This is a genomic window from Xanthomonas sp. NCPPB 1067 (assembly GCF_020783795.1).
In the GTDB taxonomy this organism is placed as follows: Bacteria; Pseudomonadota; Gammaproteobacteria; order Xanthomonadales; family Xanthomonadaceae; genus Xanthomonas; species Xanthomonas melonis.
Window position 1 is genome coordinate 19,152 of the sequence record NZ_JAJGQG010000018.1, and the last position, 20,541, is coordinate 39,692.

At 68.2% G+C, this 20,541-nt stretch carries 16 protein-coding genes and 1 other RNA gene; 6 read left to right on the forward strand and 11 right to left on the reverse strand.

Annotated features, from left to right (window positions below; all coding sequences use genetic code 11):
• Positions 1–15: 15 nt before the first annotated feature.
• The 5 genes from LL962_RS13930 to sufT all read right to left on the reverse strand — a co-directional run bounded on the left by LL962_RS13930 (position 16) and on the right by sufT (position 7,485).
• A complete protein-coding gene (locus tag LL962_RS13930; protein WP_228317338.1) occupies positions 16–1,713 on the reverse strand; it encodes a S8 family peptidase in 1,698 nt (565 codons plus the stop codon).
• 341 nt (positions 1,714–2,054) lie between these two features.
• On the reverse strand, positions 2,055–3,464 hold the full coding sequence (locus LL962_RS13935) for a S8 family peptidase (RefSeq protein ID WP_228317339.1): 1,410 nt from the start codon (positions 3,462–3,464) through the stop codon (positions 2,055–2,057).
• Positions 3,465–3,726: 262 nt separating this feature from the next.
• Positions 3,727–5,454 (reverse strand): S8 family peptidase, encoded by a 1,728-nt coding sequence (locus LL962_RS13940; protein ID WP_228317340.1) that lies wholly within the window; start codon positions 5,452–5,454, stop codon positions 3,727–3,729.
• A 325-nt stretch (positions 5,455–5,779) separates the two neighbouring features.
• Entirely contained in the window at positions 5,780–6,865 is a 1,086-nt protein-coding gene (locus tag LL962_RS13945; RefSeq protein WP_228317341.1) for a branched-chain amino acid aminotransferase, read from the reverse strand.
• A 65-nt stretch (positions 6,866–6,930) separates the two neighbouring features.
• Positions 6,931–7,485, reverse strand: a complete 555-nt coding sequence (gene sufT / locus LL962_RS13950; RefSeq protein WP_228317342.1) for a putative Fe-S cluster assembly protein SufT — start codon at positions 7,483–7,485, stop codon at positions 6,931–6,933.
• A gap of 195 nt (positions 7,486–7,680) precedes the next feature.
• Here sufT and LL962_RS13955 point away from each other — a divergent pair, with 195 nt between their 5' ends.
• Positions 7,681–8,100, forward strand: a complete 420-nt coding sequence (locus LL962_RS13955; protein ID WP_228317343.1) for a hypothetical protein — start codon at positions 7,681–7,683, stop codon at positions 8,098–8,100.
• A 469-nt stretch (positions 8,101–8,569) separates the two neighbouring features.
• Here LL962_RS13955 and LL962_RS13960 read toward each other — a convergent pair whose 3' ends face one another.
• Together LL962_RS13960 and LL962_RS13965 are read right to left on the reverse strand one after the other, a co-directional pair.
• Entirely contained in the window at positions 8,570–10,027 is a 1,458-nt protein-coding gene (locus LL962_RS13960) for an NAD(P)(+) transhydrogenase (Re/Si-specific) subunit beta (RefSeq protein WP_228317344.1), read from the reverse strand.
• On the reverse strand, positions 10,024–10,329 hold the full coding sequence (locus LL962_RS13965) for an NAD(P) transhydrogenase subunit alpha (RefSeq protein WP_104584711.1): 306 nt from the start codon (positions 10,327–10,329) through the stop codon (positions 10,024–10,026). The genes LL962_RS13960 and LL962_RS13965 overlap by 4 nt, the downstream gene beginning before the upstream one ends.
• 113 nt (positions 10,330–10,442) lie before the next feature.
• Between LL962_RS13965 and LL962_RS13970 the strand changes: the two genes are divergently transcribed.
• The 4 genes from LL962_RS13970 (at position 10,443) to LL962_RS13985 (ending at position 12,349) form a co-directional block, all read left to right on the forward strand.
• Positions 10,443–11,006: an RNA polymerase sigma factor gene (locus LL962_RS13970; protein WP_104584713.1), complete on the forward strand. Its 564-nt coding sequence runs from the start codon at positions 10,443–10,445 to the stop codon at positions 11,004–11,006.
• Entirely contained in the window at positions 11,003–11,350 is a 348-nt protein-coding gene (locus LL962_RS13975; protein WP_228317345.1) for a DUF3379 domain-containing protein, read from the forward strand. Before LL962_RS13970 ends, LL962_RS13975 begins: the two co-directional genes overlap by 4 nt.
• Positions 11,351–11,355: 5 nt before the next feature.
• The gene (locus LL962_RS13980) at positions 11,356–11,844 is read left to right on the forward strand and encodes a DUF3106 domain-containing protein (protein ID WP_104585551.1); all 489 of its coding nucleotides are present in this window, start codon (positions 11,356–11,358) and stop codon (positions 11,842–11,844) included.
• Positions 11,845–12,273: 429 nt separating this feature from the next.
• A non-coding RNA gene (locus tag LL962_RS13985) (sX9 sRNA) lies at positions 12,274–12,349 on the forward strand.
• A gap of 24 nt (positions 12,350–12,373) precedes the next feature.
• On the opposite strand, the gene LL962_RS13990 is transcribed toward LL962_RS13985, so the two are convergent.
• Both LL962_RS13990 and LL962_RS13995 read right to left on the reverse strand, forming a co-directional pair.
• Positions 12,374–13,465 (reverse strand): NAD(P) transhydrogenase subunit alpha, encoded by a 1,092-nt coding sequence (locus LL962_RS13990; RefSeq protein WP_228317346.1) that lies wholly within the window; start codon positions 13,463–13,465, stop codon positions 12,374–12,376.
• 331 nt (positions 13,466–13,796) lie between these two features.
• Complete coding sequence (locus tag LL962_RS13995) at positions 13,797–14,396, reverse strand: TetR/AcrR family transcriptional regulator (protein WP_228317387.1); 600 nt, start codon at positions 14,394–14,396, stop codon at positions 13,797–13,799.
• Positions 14,397–14,516: 120 nt separating this feature from the next.
• Here LL962_RS13995 and LL962_RS14000 point away from each other — a divergent pair, with 120 nt between their 5' ends.
• A complete protein-coding gene (locus LL962_RS14000) occupies positions 14,517–15,380 on the forward strand; it encodes an alpha/beta hydrolase (RefSeq protein WP_228317347.1) in 864 nt (287 codons plus the stop codon).
• A 123-nt stretch (positions 15,381–15,503) separates the two neighbouring features.
• Here the strand turns inward: LL962_RS14000 and LL962_RS14005 are convergent, their stop codons facing one another.
• Both LL962_RS14005 and LL962_RS14010 read right to left on the reverse strand, forming a co-directional pair.
• Entirely contained in the window at positions 15,504–17,846 is a 2,343-nt protein-coding gene (locus tag LL962_RS14005; protein WP_228317348.1) for a DUF1631 domain-containing protein, read from the reverse strand.
• A 204-nt stretch (positions 17,847–18,050) separates the two neighbouring features.
• Positions 18,051–20,291 carry a DUF1631 family protein gene (locus LL962_RS14010; RefSeq protein WP_228317349.1) on the reverse strand — a complete coding sequence of 747 codons (2,241 nt, stop codon included), beginning with the start codon at positions 20,289–20,291 and terminating at the stop codon, positions 18,051–18,053.
• Positions 20,292–20,541: the final 250 nt, after the last annotated feature.

Sequence of the window (20,541 nt, forward strand, 5' to 3'; positions counted from 1 at the left end):
TTGCAGCAGCGACGCTCAGTACGTTGCGGTGACACTGACTCCCGAAAACGCCAGCGTCGCCTTCAGCCGCACGTAGTAGGTGCCTGCGGCCGGCATGCTCAGCGTGCAACTGTCGGTATTGCCGGGCAGCACGCTGCGACAGCTGTAGGCGCTGTCGCTGGGCAAGGCGCCGGCCCGCACCGACAGATCCGCATTGCCGCTGCCGCCGTTGAGCGCCACCTTCAACGCGCGCGTCCCGGCCGGCACGGTGATCTGGTAGTACAGCGCATCGGACTGCGCTGCGCTCAGCCCGGCGCGCGCCACGTTGCGGGCCAGCGTATTCGCGGCGATCACCGCCGCCAGCGCCCCGTCGGCGTTGACCAGCCCCGCGCCGCATCCCTGCGCACAGGCAACCGGCAAGGGCCGCGCGCTGCTCTTGAGCAAGGCCTCCACCGTTGCAGGCGTGAGCGGGTTCAAGGCCACCGATTGCATCAATGCCACCACCCCCGCCACGTGCGGTGCGGCCATCGAAGTCCCGCTGTAGCTCGCGTACGCCGCATTACCCGGTACCGTGGTGCCGCTGTTGAGCGTAGAGACGATGGCCTGCCCCGGCGCCGCAATATCCACCCCTTTGCCATAGTTGGAGAAGCTGGCCTTCGCGCCGGCCGAGGTGGTGGCGGCCACTGCGATCACGTTCGGGCAGTTGGCCGGAACGCTGGTGGAAACGTCCATGTTGCTGTTCCCGGCAGCCACCACCACCGAACTGCCACGCGTCACCGCGGCGGCAATGGCGTTACTCATCGTCGCCGAGCAACTGCCGTAGCCGCCCAGCGACAGATTGATCACCGTGGCCGGATTCGGATTGGCCGGCACGCCGGTCACTTTCCCCCCCGAGGCCCAGACGATGGCATCGGCGATATCGGACATGTAGCCACCGCACCTGCCCAGCACCCGCAGCGGCAGCAGCCTGGCATTGAAGGCGGTACCGACCACGCCATTGCCGTTGTTGCCGACGGCCGCGACGATGCCGGCTACATGCGTGCCATGCCAACTGGAGCTGGACGCGGACGCCCCGGGACCGCATTCGTTCGCGGCCGTCCAGTCGCCCTGGTCGGCTGCGTTCGCGTCACGGGCATTACCGTCGCGGGCGGTTGCCGGATCGGTGATGAAGTCGTAACCGGGCAGGACATTGGCCGCCAGATCAGGATGCGCGGTGATGCCAGTATCGATCACCGCCACCACGATGCCCTTGCCGGTGGAACGATCCCAGGCGGGGCGGATGTTGAGACCGGCGTTACCGGTGCCCATCGCCCACTGCTGCGCAACGCCGGGGTCGTTGGGCACCAGCAGGGGACGCATCAGCACATCCACTTCCACGCGCTTGACCGCCGGGTCGGCGGCGAGCCGCCGCATCAGGCTTTCCGCATCCACGCGATCGAGCTTGCGGTCGGCGACCAGCAGCACCGGGCCGGTGCTGAGCCGGCGCGTGGCGGCCAGGCCCAATGCTCGCCCCTGGCGTGCCGGTACCGCGCGTGCGACCTCGTTCCAGGACGTGGACAGGCCGGTCGCACGGCTGCTGCCGACCCGGTCCTTGTAGCTGACGATGAAACGCTGATGGGTGGTGCCGGACGCCAGGCCCTGCAGGCCGACCTCGCCGGCGACGGCATGGAACGTGCAAGACAGTGCGCAGAGCAGCGCAGCATGGCGCAGTGCGCCAACCGATGGATGCGGCATGGATCAACTCCTTCCCCAAGGACCTGACAACATGAATGGCAACGCGCCGACGCCGTGGGCGAGGCGCGTGCCCGATCGTGAGGCGGCCAGCCCCACAGGCCCCTCATGCGGCGCTATCGGCAACGCCCCAGGGGTCTGAAGCAGCTTGGGTGCGCTGCTGCGCGCAGCGTTCAGGCGACGATCGGCAGGCGCGTTGGCCAGCGCTGCGATGGCTGGTGCGCAAACGCACACTGCCCCGCCGAGGCGGGGCAGTGTGAAACTCGAAACGCCGACAGGTCGGTCGGGATCAGCCCGACACCGTTGCCGGCGGCATCGCCGTCGGTGGGCGGCGATGGCAGCAGTTACGGGGTCTGGTTCACCGCACCCGCCGCGTTGACGATGCCGGCACCGCAGCCGCCCGAGCAGGCGCCCGGCAGCGGACGGGCGGTGTTCTTCAGCAGGGTTTCCACTGCCGCCGGGCTCAGCGGACGGCTTGCCGCCGACTGCACCAGTGCCACCACGCCGGCCACGTGCGGCGCCGCCATCGAGGTGCCGTTGTAGCTGGCATAGCTGGCCGAGCCCGGGGTGGTGGTGCCGCTGTTCAAGGTCGACAGGATCGCCGAACCCGGGCCGGAGATGTCGATGCCGGCGCCGAAGTTGGAGAAGCTCGAACGCGCGCCAGCCGAGGTGATCGAGGCCACCGAGATCACGTTGGCGCAGCTGGCCGGAGTGAAGTTGGCCACGTTGGCATTGCTGTTGCCCGCCGCCACCACCACCGTGGTACCGCGCGACACCGCCGAGTTGATGGCGTTCTGGTAGCTGCTCGAACAGGCGCCGCTGCCGCCCAGCGACATGTTGATCACTTCGGCCGGATTGGCGTTGGCGGGCACGCCAGACACCGAACCGCCGGAAGCCCAGACGATGGCATCGACGATATCCGAGGTTGCCCCGCCGCAGCGGCCCAGCGCACGGATCGGCACGATGCGGGCATTGAAGGCGGTGCCGGCCACGCCGGTGCTGTTGTTGGTGACCGCCGCGATGGTGCCCGCAACATGGGTACCGTGCCAGCTGGAGTTGGCCGCCGGCGAACCGGAGAAGCACTGATTGGCCGTGGTCCAGTCGCCCTGATCGGCCGGGTTGCTGTCACGGCCGTTGTTGTCGCGCGCACGCGTCGCATCGCTGATGAAGTCGTAGCCGGGCAGCACGTTGGCGTTGAGATCCGGATGGCTGGTGATGCCGGTGTCGATCACCGCCACCACCACGCCGCTGCCGGTGGCGGTGTCCCAGGCCGGACGCACGTTGATGCTCGAGGCGGACGTACCGAAGCCCCACTGCTCGGACAGACGGGTGTCGTTCGGGGTCAGCACCGGATACATGATCTGGTCCACTTCCACGTAGTCCACGCTGGGGTCGGCGGCGATGCGGCGCATCAGCGTTTCGGCTTCGGCGCGGTCCAGGCCACGGTCGGTCTTGAGCACCTCCGAACCCAGCGCAGTGCGGCGCACGTGATTCAGGCCCAGCGCGCGGCCGGCGCGTGCCGGCACTGCACTGGCAACGGAATTGAGCGAGGCGCGCATCGAGGTCTGGCTGACTGCAGCACTGGAGCCGTCCTTGTACTTGACGATGAAGCGATCCAGCGTGGGCTGCGACTCCAATCCGGCAAGATTGACCTGACCGGCGAACGCCGGCACCGCCAACAGGCACGTCAGCGCGGAAACACCCAGCACGACCAGGCCGCGCGCGGATGCGCGACGTTGCGACACATTGGACATTGAATCGTTCCTCTCTCTTGGTTGTGGTGCCGCAAGCGCGGCGAGTGGCCGAGCCTTGCCGCAACTGCGGGTCGGATCGGAAAGCGCGTGGGCGATGACGCCCGTTCAATGCCTGGCCGGGGGTGGCCGATCAGGCGGCAAGACGACGCCTGCGCCGGTCGGGACGACAGGCGTGGACGGCACATCGCGAAGAAGGAAGGCGAACGATCCGCGCCTGCCGGACGAACCGGCGAGCGCGAACCGCCCTGTTGCGACGACGGGCTTAGTAGCTGGCCCGCAGGGTCACGCCGGAGAAGCTGCTGTAGGCCTTGACGCGTACGTAGTAGGTTCCCGACGGCGCGCTGATGCTGCAGGTTTCGGCGTTGCCGCTGCGATACGGACGGCAGGTATAGGCGGTATCGGTCGGCGCACTTCCGGCACGCACGTACAGATCCGCATCGCCGGTGCCGCCACTGATCGCCACGGTCAGCGGGCCGCTGCCAGCCGGCACGGCGATGGTGTAGTTCAGTTCCGCACCCGCCGCCGCGGCCAGCCCGGTGACCGGGGTGCCATTGGTCAGCGTATTGCCACCGCCACCGCCGCCACCTCCACCGTTGAGCGCAGCGGCGACCGCAGCATCGGCATTGACGATGCCGGCGCCGCACCCGCCCGAACACGCGCCCGGCAGTGCGCGCGCGGTGTTCTTCAGCAGGGTCTCCACCGCCGCCGGCGTCAGTGCGGTGGGAGCGACCGACTGCACCAGGGCGACCACGCCGGCCACATGCGGCGCTGCCATCGAGGTGCCGTTGTAGGACGCGTAGCTGGCGCTGCCCGGCGTGGTGGTACCGCTGTTGAGGGTGGACAGCACCGCCGAACCCGGCGCGGAGACGTCGATGCCTGCGCCGAAATTGGAGTAGCTGGCCTTGGCACCGGCCGAGGTGGTGGCAGCCACGGCGACCACGTTGTTGCAGTTGGCGGGCAACGCGGTGGAGACGTTGGCCGAACTGTTGCCGGCCGCCACCACCACGGTGGTGCCGCGCGAGACCGCGCCGTTGATCGCGTTCTGCATGGTGACCGAACAGGCGCCGGTGCCGCCCAGCGACATGTTGATGACTTCTGCCGGATTGGGATTGGCCGGAACGCCGCTGACGCTGCCGCCGGACGACCAGATGATGGCATCGGAGATGTCCGACAGCGAGCCGCCGCAACGGCCCAGCACGCGCACCGGGACCACCTTGGCATTGAAGGCGGTGCCGGCCACGCCGACGCTGTTGTTGGTCACCGCCGCCACCGTGCCGGCGACATGGGTGCCGTGCCAGCTGGAATTGGAAACCGGACATCCGGAGGTCGAGTTCCAGTCGCCTTCGTCGGCCGGATTGCTGTCGCGGCCATTGCCGTCGCGCGCGGCAGCGGCATCGCTGATGAAGTCGTAGCCGGGCAGGATATTGGCGTTGAGGTCGGGATGGCTGGTGATGCCGGTGTCGATCACGGCCACTACCACGTTGGCGCCGGTGGACTTGTCCCAGGCCGAACGGATGTTGAGCCCGGCATTGGTGGTGCCGAAGGCCCACTGCTCGGACAGGCGCGCGTCGTTGGGCGTCAGCGTGGCATGCAGCATCTGATCCACTTCCACCGCCTGCACGCTGGGATCGGCAGCCAGCTGGCGCATCAGCGCTTCGGCTTCGACACGGTCCAGCGCGCGGTCGGCCTTGACCAGTTCCGGCCCCAGCGCCAGGCGCCTGACCGAATTCAGCCCCAGCGCCTTACCGGCCTTGGCCGGCATCGCCCGTGCGGCGGTGCGCAGCGAGGTGCTCAGGGCGGTGGGATTGGCCAGCGCCGTAGCGCCGTCCTTGTAGGTCACGATGAACTTCTGATGGGTCGAGGCGCTGGCCAGGCCATCCAGATAGACCTCGCCGGCGAATGCCGGGGTTGCCAGCAGCAGGGAGGTGAGCGCAGTGGCGCTGACGACGGTGAGCGCGCGACGGCGCTTGCGGAACGACTCGTTCGACATCGAATTCCCTTCCAAATCAAAGAGAACCGCCTTAGCGGTGTAACCGGCAGTGCCCTCTTGGGTCAGTGCCGAGCCCCCGAATCGAGCCCCCTGTTATCGATCCGTTCAGCGAACCTACCGCAACAGAAACGAACTGGACAATACGAATTTGGCATTTTTTGAAACCAAATATCATTTTTGTGACACAGCGCAGCTGTGTTCAGCCCGCTTGACGTATTCAGAGGCGGCCGCCGCGTCGTTTTTGCTGCACAGCAGGTCAGGGCAGGCCAAAAAAAAGCCCCCGCACTGACGCGCGGGGGCCTGTTTTTGTCGCCAGGGTGTCGGCTCAGGACAGACGCACCAGCCAGCCATGGCGGTCCGGGACACGCCCATACTGGATATCGGTCAGCTCTTGCCGCAGCGACATGGTGACCTCGCCCGCCGGCGCGGCGAGATCGCCGACCGCGAATCCATCGCCCTTGAGTTCGCCGATCGGGGTGACCACTGCGGCGGTGCCACAGGCGAACACCTCGGAAATCTCACCGGACGCCACGCCCTGTTTCCACTCGTCGATCGCCACCTTGCGCTCGACCACGCGCATGCCGCGATCGCGCGCCAGCTGCAGGATGCTGTCGCGGGTGATGCCTTCCAGGATGCTGCCGGACAGCTCCGGGGTCACCAGCGTGCCGTCCCGGTAGACCAGGAACACGTTCATGCCGCCCAGCTCTTCGATGTACTTGCCTTCCACCGGATCCAGGAACAGTACCTGCGAGCACCCTTGCGCCTGCGCCTTCTGCTGCGGCAGCAGCGAAGCGGCATAGTTGCCGCCGCACTTGGCCGCACCGGTCCCACCCTTGGCCGCACGCGCATAGTCGGTGGACAACCAGATCGACACCGGCGCCACGCCCTTGGCGAAATACGGGCCGGCCGGGCTGGCGATCACGTAGTACGAGGCCTTGTGCGCAGCGCGCACGCCCAGGAAGGCCTCGTCGGCAATCATGAAGGGGCGGAAATACAGGCTGGTCTCCGGTGCCGACGGCACCCAGCCGCCATCCACCGCCACCAGCTGGCGCAACGATTCGACGAACAGGTCCACCGGCAGCTCCGGCAACGCCAGACGGCGCGCGGAGCGCTGCAGCCGCTCGCCGTTGGCCTGCGGGCGGAAGGTCCAGATCGAGCCGTCGGCATGCCGGTAGGCCTTGATGCCCTCGAAGATCTCCTGGCCGTAGTGCAGCACCGATGCGGCCGGATCCAGCTGCAGCGGGCCGTAACCGCGCACCTGCGCGTCATGCCAGCCCTGCTCGCTGTTCCAGGAGATGGCGACCATGTGATCGGTGAAATGCAGCCCGAAGCCGGGCGCGGCCAGGATCACGGACAGTTCGTCGGCCGTGCGGGGCGACGGGGAACGGGTGGAAGCGAAGGACACGGACACCGGCAGATTCCTGTATGGCGGGCGGAAGGACGCAGCGCCACATCGGGTGACATGGCGCGTGACGATCAGAGCATGCCGGTCTCGAGACGGGCCGCTTCGGACATCATATGCCGGCCCCACGGCGGGTCGAACACCAGCTCCACGTCGGCCTCGGCAATGGTCGGGATCATTTCCAGCTTGCTGCGCACGTCGTCGACCAGGATCTCACCCATGCCGCAGCCAGGCGCGGTGAGGGTCATCTTGACGTCCACCCGGCGCTGGTCGTCTTCCTCGCGATGGCCCAGCACTGCCTCGTAGACCAGCCCCAGATCGACGATGTTGAATGGAATTTCCGGATCGAAACAGGTGCGCAGTTGCTGCCACACCAAGGCTTCGACTTCTTCGTCGCTGGCATTGTCCGGCAATTCCAGCCCGGGCGGGGCCTGCTTGCCGATCGCATCGCCGTCCTTGCCGGCAATGCGGAACAGATTGCCCTCGACGAACACGGTATAGCTGCCACCCAGCGCCTGGGTGATGTAGCCGTAACTGCCTGCGGGCAGGGTCACCGAATCGCCCTGCGGCACCATGACGGCATCGCAATCGCGTTCGAACTGGACGGGTTCGCTGCTACGGGAATACATGGGCTGGATATGGGGCCGCGCCGGACGCGCGCAAGTCGGCCATTCTAGCCGACCAGGGCGATGCCGCTGCCGGTCGCGCCGCCGACGCTGCATTCCATCTGAAACACAGTCATCTGCAGCCAGCGTGACTCACGCCGCCAATGCAGCGCAAAACACGCCTTGCGCTCTATCATGTGTGCACTGTCAGGAGCCCCAATGCCGCCCACCTCCGCGTCCGCCAGAAGCGCCCACTGGCTCTGGCCCCCGCTCCTGTTGCTGGGAAGCGTCACCGCCCTCATCGCCTGGCTGCTGATCGCCCTTGCGCTGGGCAACCAGGCCGGCTGGATGGCCCTGCTGGTTGCGCTGGAAGTGGTGTGGATGCTGCGCCTGGGCACCTTGCGCGCGGGCCGGTTGCGCATCGGTGTGGCAGTGGCGACCACCACATTGATCATCGTCGGCGCCAACTGGGGCATCGCTTCGGCGCAACTGGGCGGGCCGCTGGGTCTGGACCCATGGACCTCCGCGCAGAAAATGGGCCCGCGCCTTGCCTGGACGCTGCTGCAACTGGCCAACAACGCGTTCGATCTGCTGTGTTACGTCGCAGCGGTGGTGCTGGCGTGGTGGGCTGCGCGCTGAGCCGGGCGCGTTGAAAAGCGCTGCGCGTTTGCTGCAGGGCCCTTGCCCGCCCACCATCGCAGGACACGCTGCAAGTACGTCCATGTAAGCTCCTTGGCGGCATCCATGCCGCCAAGGGTCCCGCGACGGTGAGCGGGCAAGGACCAATCATGTTGGTAGGTGTGCAGAGCGTTCAGAAGAGCAGCAAGCAAACTGCGCAACGCGGTGCCTTGATTCTTGGACCAGGCAATCAGCCAACTGTCTGGCGCGGTGTCCTTGCCGATTGCGGGACGCTGTGGCGGCATGGATGCCGCCACGCAGCCTCCAGGGACGGATTTACGGCGTGTCCCGCGAGCGGTGAGGGCACCGCGCCTTCGACTCACCAGGCTTTTGATCCGACCGTGTAAACGCCCCTGCTAACGCAAGGCAAACGACCGACCCCGGCGTTTTGCCTCGAGCATTCGAGCGCACCTGGCGACCCACCAAAATCTCAATGCCCGCCGCCATCCAGGGCCTTCAATTCGCTGACCAGGGCACCGGCCGCCTCGGCCCCGTCGCCATAGAGCATGCGGGTGTTGTCGGCGTAGAACAGCGCGTTTTCGATCCCGGCAAACCCTGTGCCCTTGCCGCGCTTGATCACCACCGTGTTCCTTGAATTGACCACGTCCAGGATCGGCATGCCGTAGATCGGGCTGGCCGGGTCGGTCCTGGCCACCGGATTGACCACGTCGTTGGCGCCGATCACCAATGACACATCGGTGCTGGCGAATTCCGGATTGATATCGTCCATGTCGGCGATCAGGTCGTAGGGCACGCCGGCTTCGGCCAGCAGCACGTTCATGTGCCCGGGCATGCGTCCGGCCACCGGGTGGATCGCGAATTTCACCTTCACCCCACGCGCGATCAGGCGCTGCGCCAGCTCCCAGATCTTGTGCTGCGCCTGCGCCACCGCCATGCCGTAGCCGGGCACGATCACCACCCGCTCGGCGAAGGCCATCATCGCAGCCACGTCGCCGGCTTCGATCGGCTTCTGCGCGCCGCTGATTTCCTGCGCCTGCCCGCCACCGCCGAAGTTGGAGAACAGCACGCCGCTGATCGGCCGGTTCATCGCCTTGGCCATCAATCGGGTCAGCAGGATGCCGGCCGCGCCCACCATCATGCCGGCGATGATCAATGCCTCATTGCCCAGCACGTAGCCCTCGAACGCCACCGCCAGGCCGGTGAAGGCGTTGTACAGCGAGATCACCACCGGCATGTCGGCGCCGCCGATCGGCAGCGTCATCAGCACGCCCAGCGCCAGCGCCACCACGAAGAAGGCGATGATCGCCATCGGCTGCAGGCTGCTCGCCGCCCAGCCACCCAGCACCACCATGGCCAGTGCCACCACCAGATTGAAGGCCTGCTGGCCGGAGAAGGTCACCCGCCGGTCGAGCCGGCCGTCGAGCTTGGCCCAGGCGACGATCGAGCCTGACAGCGACACCGCACCGATCGCCGAACCGATCACCGCCAGCACCACCGTGGTGGTATCCGGCCGGCGTGCGGCCAGTTCGGCGATGGCCTGTGCGCTCCAGTGCGCGGTATCGCGGTTGACGAAGAACGAAAATCGCAGCAGCTCCACCGCCCCGATCGCCGCCGCCGAGCCGCCGCCCATGCCGTTGTACAGCGCCACCATCTGCGGCATGTCGGTGATGGCCACCTTCTTGGCCGACCACCACGCCACCCCGGTGCCGATCGCCAGCGCGGCCAGGATCAGCGGCACGTTGTGCAATTCGGGGAGCAGGAACGTGGCCCCGGTGGCGATCAGCATGCCCAGGCCGGCCCAGCGGATGCCGCTGCGCGCGGTCAGTGGCGAGGCCATGCGTTGCAGGCCCAGCAGGAACAGGGTGGCGGCCACCAGGTAGCTGGACTTCACCAGCCACGACAGCAACTCGGGCGTGGACACGTTCACGGCGCCTCCCCGCCCGGCGGCTTGCGGCTGGACTTGAACATGTCCAGCATGCGCTCGGTCACCACATAGCCGCCGGCCGCATTGCCGGCGCCCAGCGCCACCGCCACGAAGCCCAAGGCTTTTTCCAGCGTGGTGTCGGCGTGCCCCAGCACCACCATTGCCCCGATCAGCACGATACCGTGGATGAAATTGGAGCCGGACATCAGCGGCGTATGCAGGATCACCGGCACCCGCGAGATGATGACATGGCCGGCGATGGCCGCCAGCATGAAGATGTACAGCGCTACGAAACCGTCGCTCATCGTCTCTCGCTCCACTGGCCGGTGCGGCCCACCGATCATACCTATCCAACGGGCCTGTCAACCGAATCGGCACTCGGCCGTTGACGCCATATCGTCCTCGCGGAAGCTACGCTGTGCTGGTGGGAACCCCTTTCGATCCGCAGCCTGCCGTCCCGGCCGCCGCCGCACCCGTCTCGCTGGATGCGTTTCTGGCCGGCATCGGCCCGCGCGCATTCCGCTTCGCCGAGGCCGGGCTGCGTCATCGCGAAGACGCGCTGGATGCGGTACAGGACGCCATGGTGAAGCTGCTCGGCTACCGCGAGCGCCCGGCCGAAGAGTGGACGCCGCTGTTCTGGAGCATCCTGCGCAGCCGCATCATCGACCTGCAGCGCCGGCGCAGTTTCCGCCTCAAGTTCTGGGCACCGGCCGAGCGCGCCGATGACGAAGGCCCGATCGACTGGGCCGACCCCGGCATCGGCCCGGTTGGCGAGCAGCAGCACCAGCAGGCCTACCAGCGGCTGGTGCACGCGCTGCGCGGCCTGCCGGCACGCCAGCGCGAAGCCTTCACCCTGCGGGTGCTGGAAGAGCTGGATGTGGCCACCACCGCCAAGGCGATGGGCTGCTCCGAAGGCTCGGTCAAAACGCACCTGTCGCGCGCCCGCGACGCATTGCAAAAACAGTTCGAGGATTTCCTGTGAAACGCTCCAACGATCCGGCCCAGTTCGATGCGCAGCTGCGCCAACTGCACGCCACTGCGCTCGGCAGCCTGCCGCCGCAGACGCTGGCACGCCTGCGTCAGGCCCGCCACGCCGCGCCGGTCAGGCGCATGCGCCGCCATTGGCTGCTGGCCACCGCCTGTTCCGCGCTGCTGGCGGTTGGTATCGGCCTGCAATTGCAACCGAGCGTCGACACGCCGCCGCAAGCGGCACCGTCCCAGGCGATCGCCGACACCAGCGCCGGCGCCGAGACCGACGACCTTCTTTCGCAGAACCCGGACCTGTATGTCTGGCTCGGGTCCGACTCCGCACTGGCCATGGAATGAACACGATGACCCGCACCACCCGCCTGCTGCTGACCCTGTTGCTTTGCGTCGGGCCGTGCGCGCCGTTGCTGGCGCAGGACCGCCCGGCAGGACCGCCGGGGCCGCCGCCGCTGGACGGCCCCGGACCGCGTGGCCCAGGCCCGCGCAACGAGACGCCGATGCCGGAGTGGGACCGGCTCACCCCGCAGCAGCGTCAGGTGCTGATCGACGCCCTGCGCGAACGCTGGAACGACGTGCCCGAAGAACGCCCGCGGATGTATCGCCATGCAAGCCGCTGGCTGGACATGACGCCCGAGCAGCGCAAGCAGGCCAAGGCCGGCATGGACCGCTTCCGCAACATGAGCCCGGAACAGCGCCGCGAGGCCAGAGCGCTGTTCCAGCGGATGCGCACGCTCAACCCCGAGCAGCGCAATGCATTGCAGCAACGCTGGCAAAAGATGAGCCCTGCCGAACGCAGCACCTGGTTGCGCGAGCATCCGCCGACGGACGATTGAGCGTGCCGCCGGGGCGTGTGCCTGGCTGAGGCGGCTTTCTCCGGCAGACTGGACAGCTGCGGTCGCGGTTGGCCAGCACCGATGCGTCGTGGCAATGCTGACGATCATGCATTCGGCGTGGATCCTGTCTCGCGCAACGGGCGGCTTCCGCCGAGCGCTGTGCGTGTCCGCCGCCGAGCACGATGTATGTCCGGCAACTGGCGCAGTGGTTGTTCGTTGACGGACGAGGCCGCAAGACCGGGCGACTTCGCACCTCGCACCGCGCACTGCTACGGCATGGCCGTCCGGGATGCAGCCGACTGTACCTGCGTCAAGTGCGCTCGCGCCACACGCCAGCATCCGGAGCCACCCGCCAGCGCTTGAATAAGGGCAGCTAACAAAACGACTGCGCTCCCCGCCAGGCGGGCGCGGCCGGTGCTCGGAATCGGCATGTACCACTCGTACACTGCGGTTCCTCCGCGCCGTCCACACCCACCGGACGACCGCTCGCTGCGTTCTGTTAGCCGCTCTAAGTCTACGTACTGACGCGTCACGCAACAGGCGCTGCCGACCAGCGCGTCCTGGCAAGCAGTTCGTCGTCCCAGTCGAACGCCAGCGCGCCATCCTTGATCACCAATGCCGCGAACGCATAGACGTTGCGCGCGAACATTTCGCTGGCGTGCACCGCGCCCTGGCTGGCGAGGTTGAGCGGCCCGGCGATCGCCACGCCGTCCAGGTCATAGGTTTCGCCGGGGCGGGTGGCCGCGCAATTGCCGCCGGTTTCCGCGGCCAGGTCCACGATGACGCTGCCGGCGCGCATGCCGTGCACCATCTCTGTGGTCACGATCTTCGGCGCGGGCCGCCCCGGCACCGCCGCCGTGCAGACCACCACATCCACGCCCTTGAGGTGTTCGGCCAGGCGGCGCTGCTGTTCGGCGCGTTCGTCGTCGGTGAGTTGCCGCGCATAGCCGCCCTCGCCGGCGGCGCTGACGCCCAGATCGAGGAAGCGCGCGCCCAACGAGGCGATCTGCTCGCGCGTCTCCGGGCGCACATCGAAGCCTTCCACCTGCGCGCCCAGCCGCTTGGCGGTGGCGATCGCCTGCAGTCCGGCGACTCCGGCACCGATCACCAGCACCTTGCACGGACGCATGGTGCCGGCCGCGGTCGTCAGCATCGGGAAGAAGCGCGGCGCAAGCTGCGCGCCGATCAGGACCGCCTTGTAGCCGGCCATGCCGGCCTGCGAACTCAACACGTCCATGGCCTGCGCGCGCGTGGTACGTGGCAGCCGCTCCAGCGGGAACACGATCAACCCGCGCTCGGCAAACGCCTGCGCGCGCGCCGGGTCCGCATCGGGCGACAGCATGCCGATCACCACCGTCTGCGGCCTGCATTGCAGCAGCAGCTCGGTCGGCGGCGCCTGCACGCAGAGCACCATATCGGCCAGGGCGAGACTCTGCGCATCGGCCACGTGCGCACCGGCGGCGACATAAGCCGCCTCGTCCATGCTGCTGGCGCGGCCGGCGTCCGGCTCGATCCACACGCTGGCGCCAAGCGCGACCAGCTTTCTGACCGTTTCCGGCGTTGCCGCCACCCGGCGTTCGCCCGCCGCCCGCTCTTTCAGCACCAGTACCTGCACAGCCATGGTTGCTCCGGTCGCACGCCCAGTCGCCGCGATGCTAGCAGAGCGCAGCGCGTGGGCCGGCGGTGCGCTCGTGCGTATTGCAGCCGGTATGCAGCCGGCAGGTCTGACGCCCTCACTCCCGCTGGCTGTTCGCGGCACGACAACGCGTCGGGCATCGGAGCGCTGCGGCACCGGTGCCCGCGTGCCTGCAGGGCAGCACTGTGATCCCGCCGGCGCCGTACGTCCGAGCCGATGGGACAATCGTGGATGAAGCGCCCTGCTCCGGCGCGCCACCGGGCATCCGCGGTCTGCGGCGCTCCGGCCGCCGGCAGACCACGGACGTTGGACCGCGCTACGGCTCGAGCAAGCCCTTCAACAATGGCGCGAACAGGACCTCGGGGGGCATCGCGGACAGCGCCTCGTGCTTGCGATCGATCGCCAGCGATGCATAGCCATGCACCGCGCTCCAGGCCAGCAACGTGCGTTGCTCCAGCAGTTCGGGGTCCGGAGCGCTGCCGTGACGTGCGATCCATTGCGCCCGTAGCGTCTCGCGCAGGCGCGCCATGGCCGCCCCGCTGGCCTGCACCAGCCGTGGCAGGGTGCGCGCCCGCACATCCAGACCCAGCATCATCCGGAACTGCTGCGGAAACGCGAGTGCGAAGCGGATGTAACCCAGCCCGCCTCCCAGCAACGGATCGGCCGACTCCCGCTGGGTGGCCACGATGCAGTCGAGCATGCGCTCGTAGCCATCGGCGGCCAACTCCGTCAACAACCCTTCCAGCGAACCGAAGTGGTGGGCCGGCGCAGCGTGCGAAACCCCGGCCCGGCGCGCGCATTCGCGCAGCGTGAGCCCGCGCAAGCCGGATTCGCCAAGCAGCTCCCAGCCGGCACGCCGCAACGCGGCAGGCAGGTCGCCATGGTGATACGCCGTCGGGGTCTGTGCTCGCGCCATCGGCATTCGCTTATCGGGACTCCAGTGCAGCAGATAATCTTGACGCTGACAAGTTTCCAGCGCCAGACTTGCTCGTATCTTGCCATCGACAAGATGGCGCCCCCATCATCAGGAACCGCCATGAGCTCTCCCATTGCCAGGCTGCGCGCGCGTCTGCTGCGCCTCGTACTGGTCGGCGCCAGCCGACTGGCACCCGGCCCGACTGGTCGCTATCTGGCCCGCCGTTTCGTCACCCCAGGTCCGTCCGGGCGCCGGCAGGCAGCCGCCATTGCCGCCACACTGGACGATGCACAGCGGCAGAGCCTGCGCATCGACGGCCTGGATATCGCGGTGTACCAATGGGGCGATCCCGCACAGCAGCCGTTCGTGCTGCTGTCGCACGGCTGGGCCAGCTACGGGCTGCGGTTTGCCGCCTGGGTGCCGCAGTTGCGCGCGCTTGGCTACGCGGTGGTGGCCTTCGACCAGGCGGCGCACGGGCTGAGCGGCGGGCAGATCAGCAATCTGCCGCATTTTTCCAAGATCCTCGGCCAGATCGGCCGCCACTTCGGGCGCCCCGCCGTGTTCATCGGTCACTCGTTGGGAACGGCTGCGGCGGTGTTCGCCGACGATCCGGCATGGCAGCCGGCGCGCTATGTCATGATCGCCCCGCTGGTGGCGCCGGCCGGCAGCGCCAGGCGTCAGTTTCAGGCGGCAGGCATCGCGCCTGCGGCCTTCGCACCCTTCGAGACCTGGCTGATCCAGTTGATCGGCGCCTGTTTCGCCGATTTCGACGCGACCGCGCGCCTGCCGCAGTTCGATCGCCCGGCACTGATCATCCACGACCGCCGCGATCGCGAGACGCCGTGGGAAGAAGGCGCCCGCTTCGCCGCCCTGTGGCCCGGCGCGCAGTTGTTCAGTACCGAAGGGCTCGGCCACAACCGCATGGTCGATCACCCCTCGGTGATTGCGCGGGCCCTGGACTTCATCGGGCCGGCGGCGCCGTAACCGCGTGCGCGATCCGGCGCGTGCGCCGACTGCGATCGCCGTCGGCGCGCGGTGTCCTGTGCGGACCGCGCGTTGTTGCGCCATCGGTCCGCTTCATTCGCCCACGCCGCGGCGGGACGGCGCTCAATGCACCGTGCTGTTGGTGTGCAGCGGATCCAGTCGGTCGATCACGCCCTGCATCGCGCTGTCGAACGCACCGTCGTTGATGTGCTCGCGCAGGCGACCCAACCGCACCATCACGGCCAATTCTTCCGGCGACGCCACGCAGAAACGCACGCCGCGCCGGTTGACGAACAACAGGCGCTGCGAGATCGGGCTCACCCACGACAGCTTGCCCGCCTGCACCTTTCCGTCCTTGTCGACGAAATCCAGCCAGGTACCGATGTCCATCGCGCGGAAACGCTCGGCGTCGGCGCTGTCGGTGCTCTGCGCCACCGCTTCGGCGCCCAGTACCACACTGACGCTTTCGGCCGCCGGTGGCGGCAGGTTGACCTGCGGCAGTTCCGGCAATGCCTTCTCCAGTTCCGGGCGCGCCTCGGCGATCGCCTGCAAGGTATCGTGCAGCGCGGTGATCGCCACCACTGCCGCATCGCCGTGCAGGCCAACGCTGGCGAAAACGCGGTGCAGGGCCGGCTGCCAGACCTGCAGCCACGGCTTGCCGATGATGTGGCGGCGCGCCTCGCCCAGCTCTTCCAGCACCCCATCGGCCAACGCCAGCGCTTCCAGCGTGCCCGGGCCTTCTTCGCCGTCGCGCAGGATCGCCATGGTCAGATGGTGCAACCAGGGTTGACGCAGGAAATCCTCGACCGCCTTGGGCAGGCCCGCACCGTCGGGGACGCGCTGCTCCAGTTCCGCCAGCGCGCGACTACGCGCCAGCTCCAGCTTCTCCTGCCCACGCTGGGTCTCGGTGGCGCGACGCTCGGCGATTTCCACCCGCCGGCGGTGCTGGGACAGGAAATCGCGGAATTCCTCTTCAAGGGTCAGGAAGATGGCCAGGTTCTCGTTGAACTCGGCCACCAGCCGGTCGACGATCTCCTCCACCTTGCCCATCAGTACGCGCTCGGCCGGGCTGTCGCCGGTGTTGCCTTCGCAGGCCTCGGCCAGCGAATTGAGCAGGCGCCGCGCCGGATGGGTCTTCTGCACGAACATCTTGCGGTCCAGCAGCGCGACCTTGACGAACGGCACCACCAAGCGGCCGATCATCTCGCGCGAGCGGCTTTCCAGGTCGCGCTCGTCCAGCATCACGTCGAACAGCATGCCGACCAGATCGATGGCGTCTTCGTCCATCGGATCGAGTCTTGCGGTGGCCGGGTCCACGCCCAGCCGCGTGGCGCTGTTGAGTACTTCGTTCTTCAACCGCTGCGCGAGCGATTCGTTGTCGTCGCCGATCGCCGCCTGCAGGGTCGCGCTGGGCGTGGCCTGCAGCAGCGACAGCACCGACATCATTTCGCGCTGGCTCAACGGGCGCTGCTGACCGACCGCCACCGACGCGGCAGACGCGGCGCTGTCGCGCACGTTGCGGGTCTGCTGCAGCAGCTCGTGCAGCGCATCCAGCAGCATGCCCTGGCTACCGCCGGGATGATCGGCGTCGCCACCGTCCACGCCGCCGGCTCCGACACCCTCGGCATGACCGCGCTGGGCGGCCGCCTGCATGCGCCCGCGGCTGTGCGCCCAACGGTCCAGGAAACGGTTGGCCCAGGCCGGCGCGTACTGATCGTTCGGATCGTCGCCATCGCCACCCTGCGTTTCGGCCTGTGCCTCGGGCGCGGCGTCACGCGCGGGCACGCGCGGCGGCGGGCGCTTGGGCTGGGAGATCTCGGGCATCACCCCGGCCTTGGCCAGGGTCTCGTCCAGCCGCGCATACAGCTTGCCGATCGGCTCGGCCAGATCGCGCTCGCACAGCTTGATCAGCACCAGGCGCACTTCCGGCGCCAGATCGCAGGTGGCGAAGGCTTCATGGATGGCCACGCCCAGGTGTTCCGGGCCGAACGGATTGGTGTCGGCCACCAGTTCCAGCCCGCCGGCGATCCAGCCCAGCCGGCGATCGACCCGTGCCAGCACCTGCTTGAAATCGCGCAGCAGCACCGTGGCCAGGTTGCGCACCGCCAGCCGCGACTCGAGCACGTGTTCGGGCACCAGGCTCAGTGGACCCACCCCCATGTCGCCCGCCAGCACCACCTCGGCCGACAACGGCGTTCCCAACAGCAACGCCTGCCAGCCGTCTTCGAGCTGTTGGCGGAATCGTGTCGCCACTTCCTCGCGCTTGCGCCGCAATTCGCGCATGCCATCGAGGAACAGCAATTGCGAGGTGCCAGCCGATTCGGCGCGATCGAACAGCACATCGTCAAAGTGTGCCACTGCAGCAGCGAATACCTGCGCGAGCGCCGGCACGAACACGTCGTGGGCCTGATCGAGCAAGCGTTGGTCACGGCCCGGGTGTCCCGACGGACTGGGCTGGAAGGTCATGCGCAAAGGCTCCCCGCCTCTGCAGGCGTGAAAATTTTCAACCGAGAAGTAACAGACGCGGCCCCAAATTCCGCCCACGCATGGTAGGCGTTTCGCTCAACCGCTAAGTGTGACACATATCCCACTTTACTCGTGACCGCCCAGGGATGCCGCTCGGACAGCCATCCTAGCCCGCAACGCCGTGGTGGAGCCTGCCTTCGATCGTCATACCCCGGCTGGGGTTAAGCGTTCAGCGTGCTGGCGGTCGAGCCCGTCGATCACGTCCTGCATGGCGTCGTAGAAAGCATCGTCCTGACGATGCAGCCGTACCCGGTCCAGTCCCACCATCATCGCCAGTTCTTCGGGCGAAGACACGCACAGTCGACCGCCACGTCGGTTGACGAACATCAGCCTTCCGGAAATCGGGCTGATCCACGAGAGTCTGCCGACCTGCACACGTCCGGCGCGATCGACGAAGTCCAGGCTGGTGCCGATCGGCAGGGCGCTGAAAAAGTCGGCGGTGATGCGATCGAACTGCAGGGGTGTGTCGGCATCGAGTAACGGCGGCAGCGGATCGGCAGCGGGCTCGGCCGGCCCCTGCGGCAGGTCCGATGCGATCGTCATCGAGCCCGGCACCTCCGGAGTGGAGGCCACGGATTCCGGACCCAGCGCGCGTTGCAGCTCCCGTATCGCCTGCTCGACCATCGGCGCTGCCAGCCCCGCCAGCGCACCGACCTGCCGCAGTGGCGCATGCAGTTCCTCCAGCCCGTCCTCGGCGCAACCCACCCGATCCAGCACCGCATCGCCCAACGCCAGCGCGGCATCCAGCACCGGGCCGGCGCCATCGCCGCGCAAGGCGGCCTGCTGTACGGCGGGATGCCAGATGCGGCGGAGGAACTGCTCGACCGCCGGCGGCAGCGGTCCGCGTGCCAACCGTTCGGCCAGTGCGCGCGAGGCCATGTCGCGGGCGCGCTCGCGGCGCTCGTCTGCGCGCTGCAATTCGTTGGCGCGGCGCTCGGCGATCTCCACCCGGCGCCGGTAGTGCTCATGCGCGGCGCCGAATTCGGCCTCCAGCGCCAGGAACACCGCCGGATGCTCGTCGAAATCGCGCACGATGGCAGCCACCACCGCGGCCGCCTGCGCCAGCAAGCCCTGTTCGGCAGCCGTCTCGCCAGCATTGCCATCGCAAGCGTCCACCAGCAGATTGAGCAGACGCCGCGCCGGGTGGCCGTCGCGCACGAACAGATGCCCGTCGAGCATTGCCAGCTTTGCCATCGGCACCAGCAACTGCCCGAGCAGGCCGCGCTGGGCCGCCGACAGCTGGCTCTGGGCCAGGATCGCTTCGAACAGCAGCGCGATCAGATCCAGCGCATCGGCATCGCTCGCGTCGAATCGGCTGCTGGCCGGATCCACGCCCAGCGAGCCCGCCGCACGCCGGAGTTGCGCGCGCAGTCCACGCGGCAACCCCACCCCGACGCCCTCGATGCCCTCGAAACCGCCGCCGGGCATGGTCTGCAGCAGCGACAACGCCGACACCACTTCGCGTGGCGACAGCACGCGCTGATCGCCCACCGCTGCGGCGTCGACCTCCGGTTCGCGTGCCTGCCGGGCTTGCTGCAGTCGCCGGTGCAATGCCGCTGGCAGCACCTCGCGATCGCCGCGCACGTGCACGTCGATCGCCTCGACCCCGGCCAGCGCGCCCTGCCCGCCCGCCCAATCGGCGAAGAAGCGCGCGATCCAGTCCGGCGCGTCGGTCACAGCGTCGCTGTTCGCCCGACCCTGCCGCGGGATGCCGCTGCGGCGCTGCCGGGCCTGCGGCAGCTCGCGCAGGCGTGCGACCTGCGCCAGCGCATGTTCGAGCTCGGCGTAGCGCTGCCCCACACGCGGCATCAGTTGCTGCTCGCAGACCTTGAGCACCGCCAGATGCACCTTCGCCGTCAACGTCACGCCCTGGAGCGCCTCGTACAACGCAACCCCCAGATGCTCCGGACCGAACGGATTGCTGTCGCCATCGATACGCAGCCCGCCGGCGATGAAACCGAGGTAGCGGTTGAGCCGCATCAGCTCCGGCCGCCACCGATGTTGCAGCGCGCCGGCCAGGTTGCGTACCGCCAGCCGCAGCTCCAGATCGTGTTCGGGCAACAGGGTCAGTCCAGCGGCGCCGCGCGCCAGGGTGCGTTCGGCCGACAGCGGACGCCCCGACTCCAGCCCCTGCCAGGCTTTGGCCAGATGCGCGCGGAATCGCGCGGTGATCGGCTCGCGCTGCCGGCGCAGCGCCTGAATCGCCTCCAGGAAATCGTTCTGATCCCTGCCTGCGTCGGCGGCCAACTGGAACAGCGCCTGCGCCAGCACGTCCTGCACGTCGATGAACGCATCGGCCAGCGGCACCAGTACGAGATCGCGCACCTGATCGAGCAACTGCGGGTTGCGGCTGGGCAGCGGGTCGGTGGAAACGAACTGGGTCATCGGACGACGCACGCAACGAAACGAGGGGGGGCGGATACCCTGCGGCAAGCGGGGTCAGGCGGATGCAAACGGCGCCCGGGATTGCAGTGTACGTGGGCTGCGGCAGGGACCGCGCGGTGTATCGGCCCGACCGCATGCCGCCGCCGGCATCGGGTGCGTACAGGCATGCAGGGCCTGCCCGGTGCGTACCGTCGCGTGCGGCGGCCGTTGGGTAGCGCCCGTCTATACTCGCCGCATTCGTTCGCAGAAC

Bases quoted from the DNA above. Each gene is read 5' to 3' on its own strand.
- LL962_RS13930 (WP_228317338.1), bottom strand. From the start codon at position 1,713: ATGCCGCATCCATCGGTTGGCGCACTGCGCCATGCTGCGCTGCTCTGC.
- LL962_RS13935 (WP_228317339.1), bottom strand. From the start codon at position 3,464: ATGTCCAATGTGTCGCAACGTCGCGCATCCGCGCGCGGCCTGGTCGTG.
- LL962_RS13940 (WP_228317340.1), bottom strand. From the start codon at position 5,454: ATGTCGAACGAGTCGTTCCGCAAGCGCCGTCGCGCGCTCACCGTCGTC.
- sufT (WP_228317342.1), bottom strand. From the start codon at position 7,485: ATGTATTCCCGTAGCAGCGAACCCGTCCAGTTCGAACGCGATTGCGAT.
- LL962_RS13955 (WP_228317343.1), top strand. From the start codon at position 7,681: ATGCCGCCCACCTCCGCGTCCGCCAGAAGCGCCCACTGGCTCTGGCCC.
- LL962_RS13965 (WP_104584711.1), bottom strand. From the start codon at position 10,329: ATGAGCGACGGTTTCGTAGCGCTGTACATCTTCATGCTGGCGGCCATC.
- LL962_RS13980 (WP_104585551.1), top strand. From the start codon at position 11,356: ATGACCCGCACCACCCGCCTGCTGCTGACCCTGTTGCTTTGCGTCGGG.
- LL962_RS13990 (WP_228317346.1), bottom strand. From the start codon at position 13,465: ATGGCTGTGCAGGTACTGGTGCTGAAAGAGCGGGCGGCGGGCGAACGC.
- LL962_RS13995 (WP_228317387.1), bottom strand. From the start codon at position 14,396: ATGGCGCGAGCACAGACCCCGACGGCGTATCACCATGGCGACCTGCCT.
- LL962_RS14000 (WP_228317347.1), top strand. From the start codon at position 14,517: ATGAGCTCTCCCATTGCCAGGCTGCGCGCGCGTCTGCTGCGCCTCGTA.
- LL962_RS14005 (WP_228317348.1), bottom strand. From the start codon at position 17,846: ATGACCTTCCAGCCCAGTCCGTCGGGACACCCGGGCCGTGACCAACGC.
- LL962_RS14010 (WP_228317349.1), bottom strand. From the start codon at position 20,291: ATGACCCAGTTCGTTTCCACCGACCCGCTGCCCAGCCGCAACCCGCAG.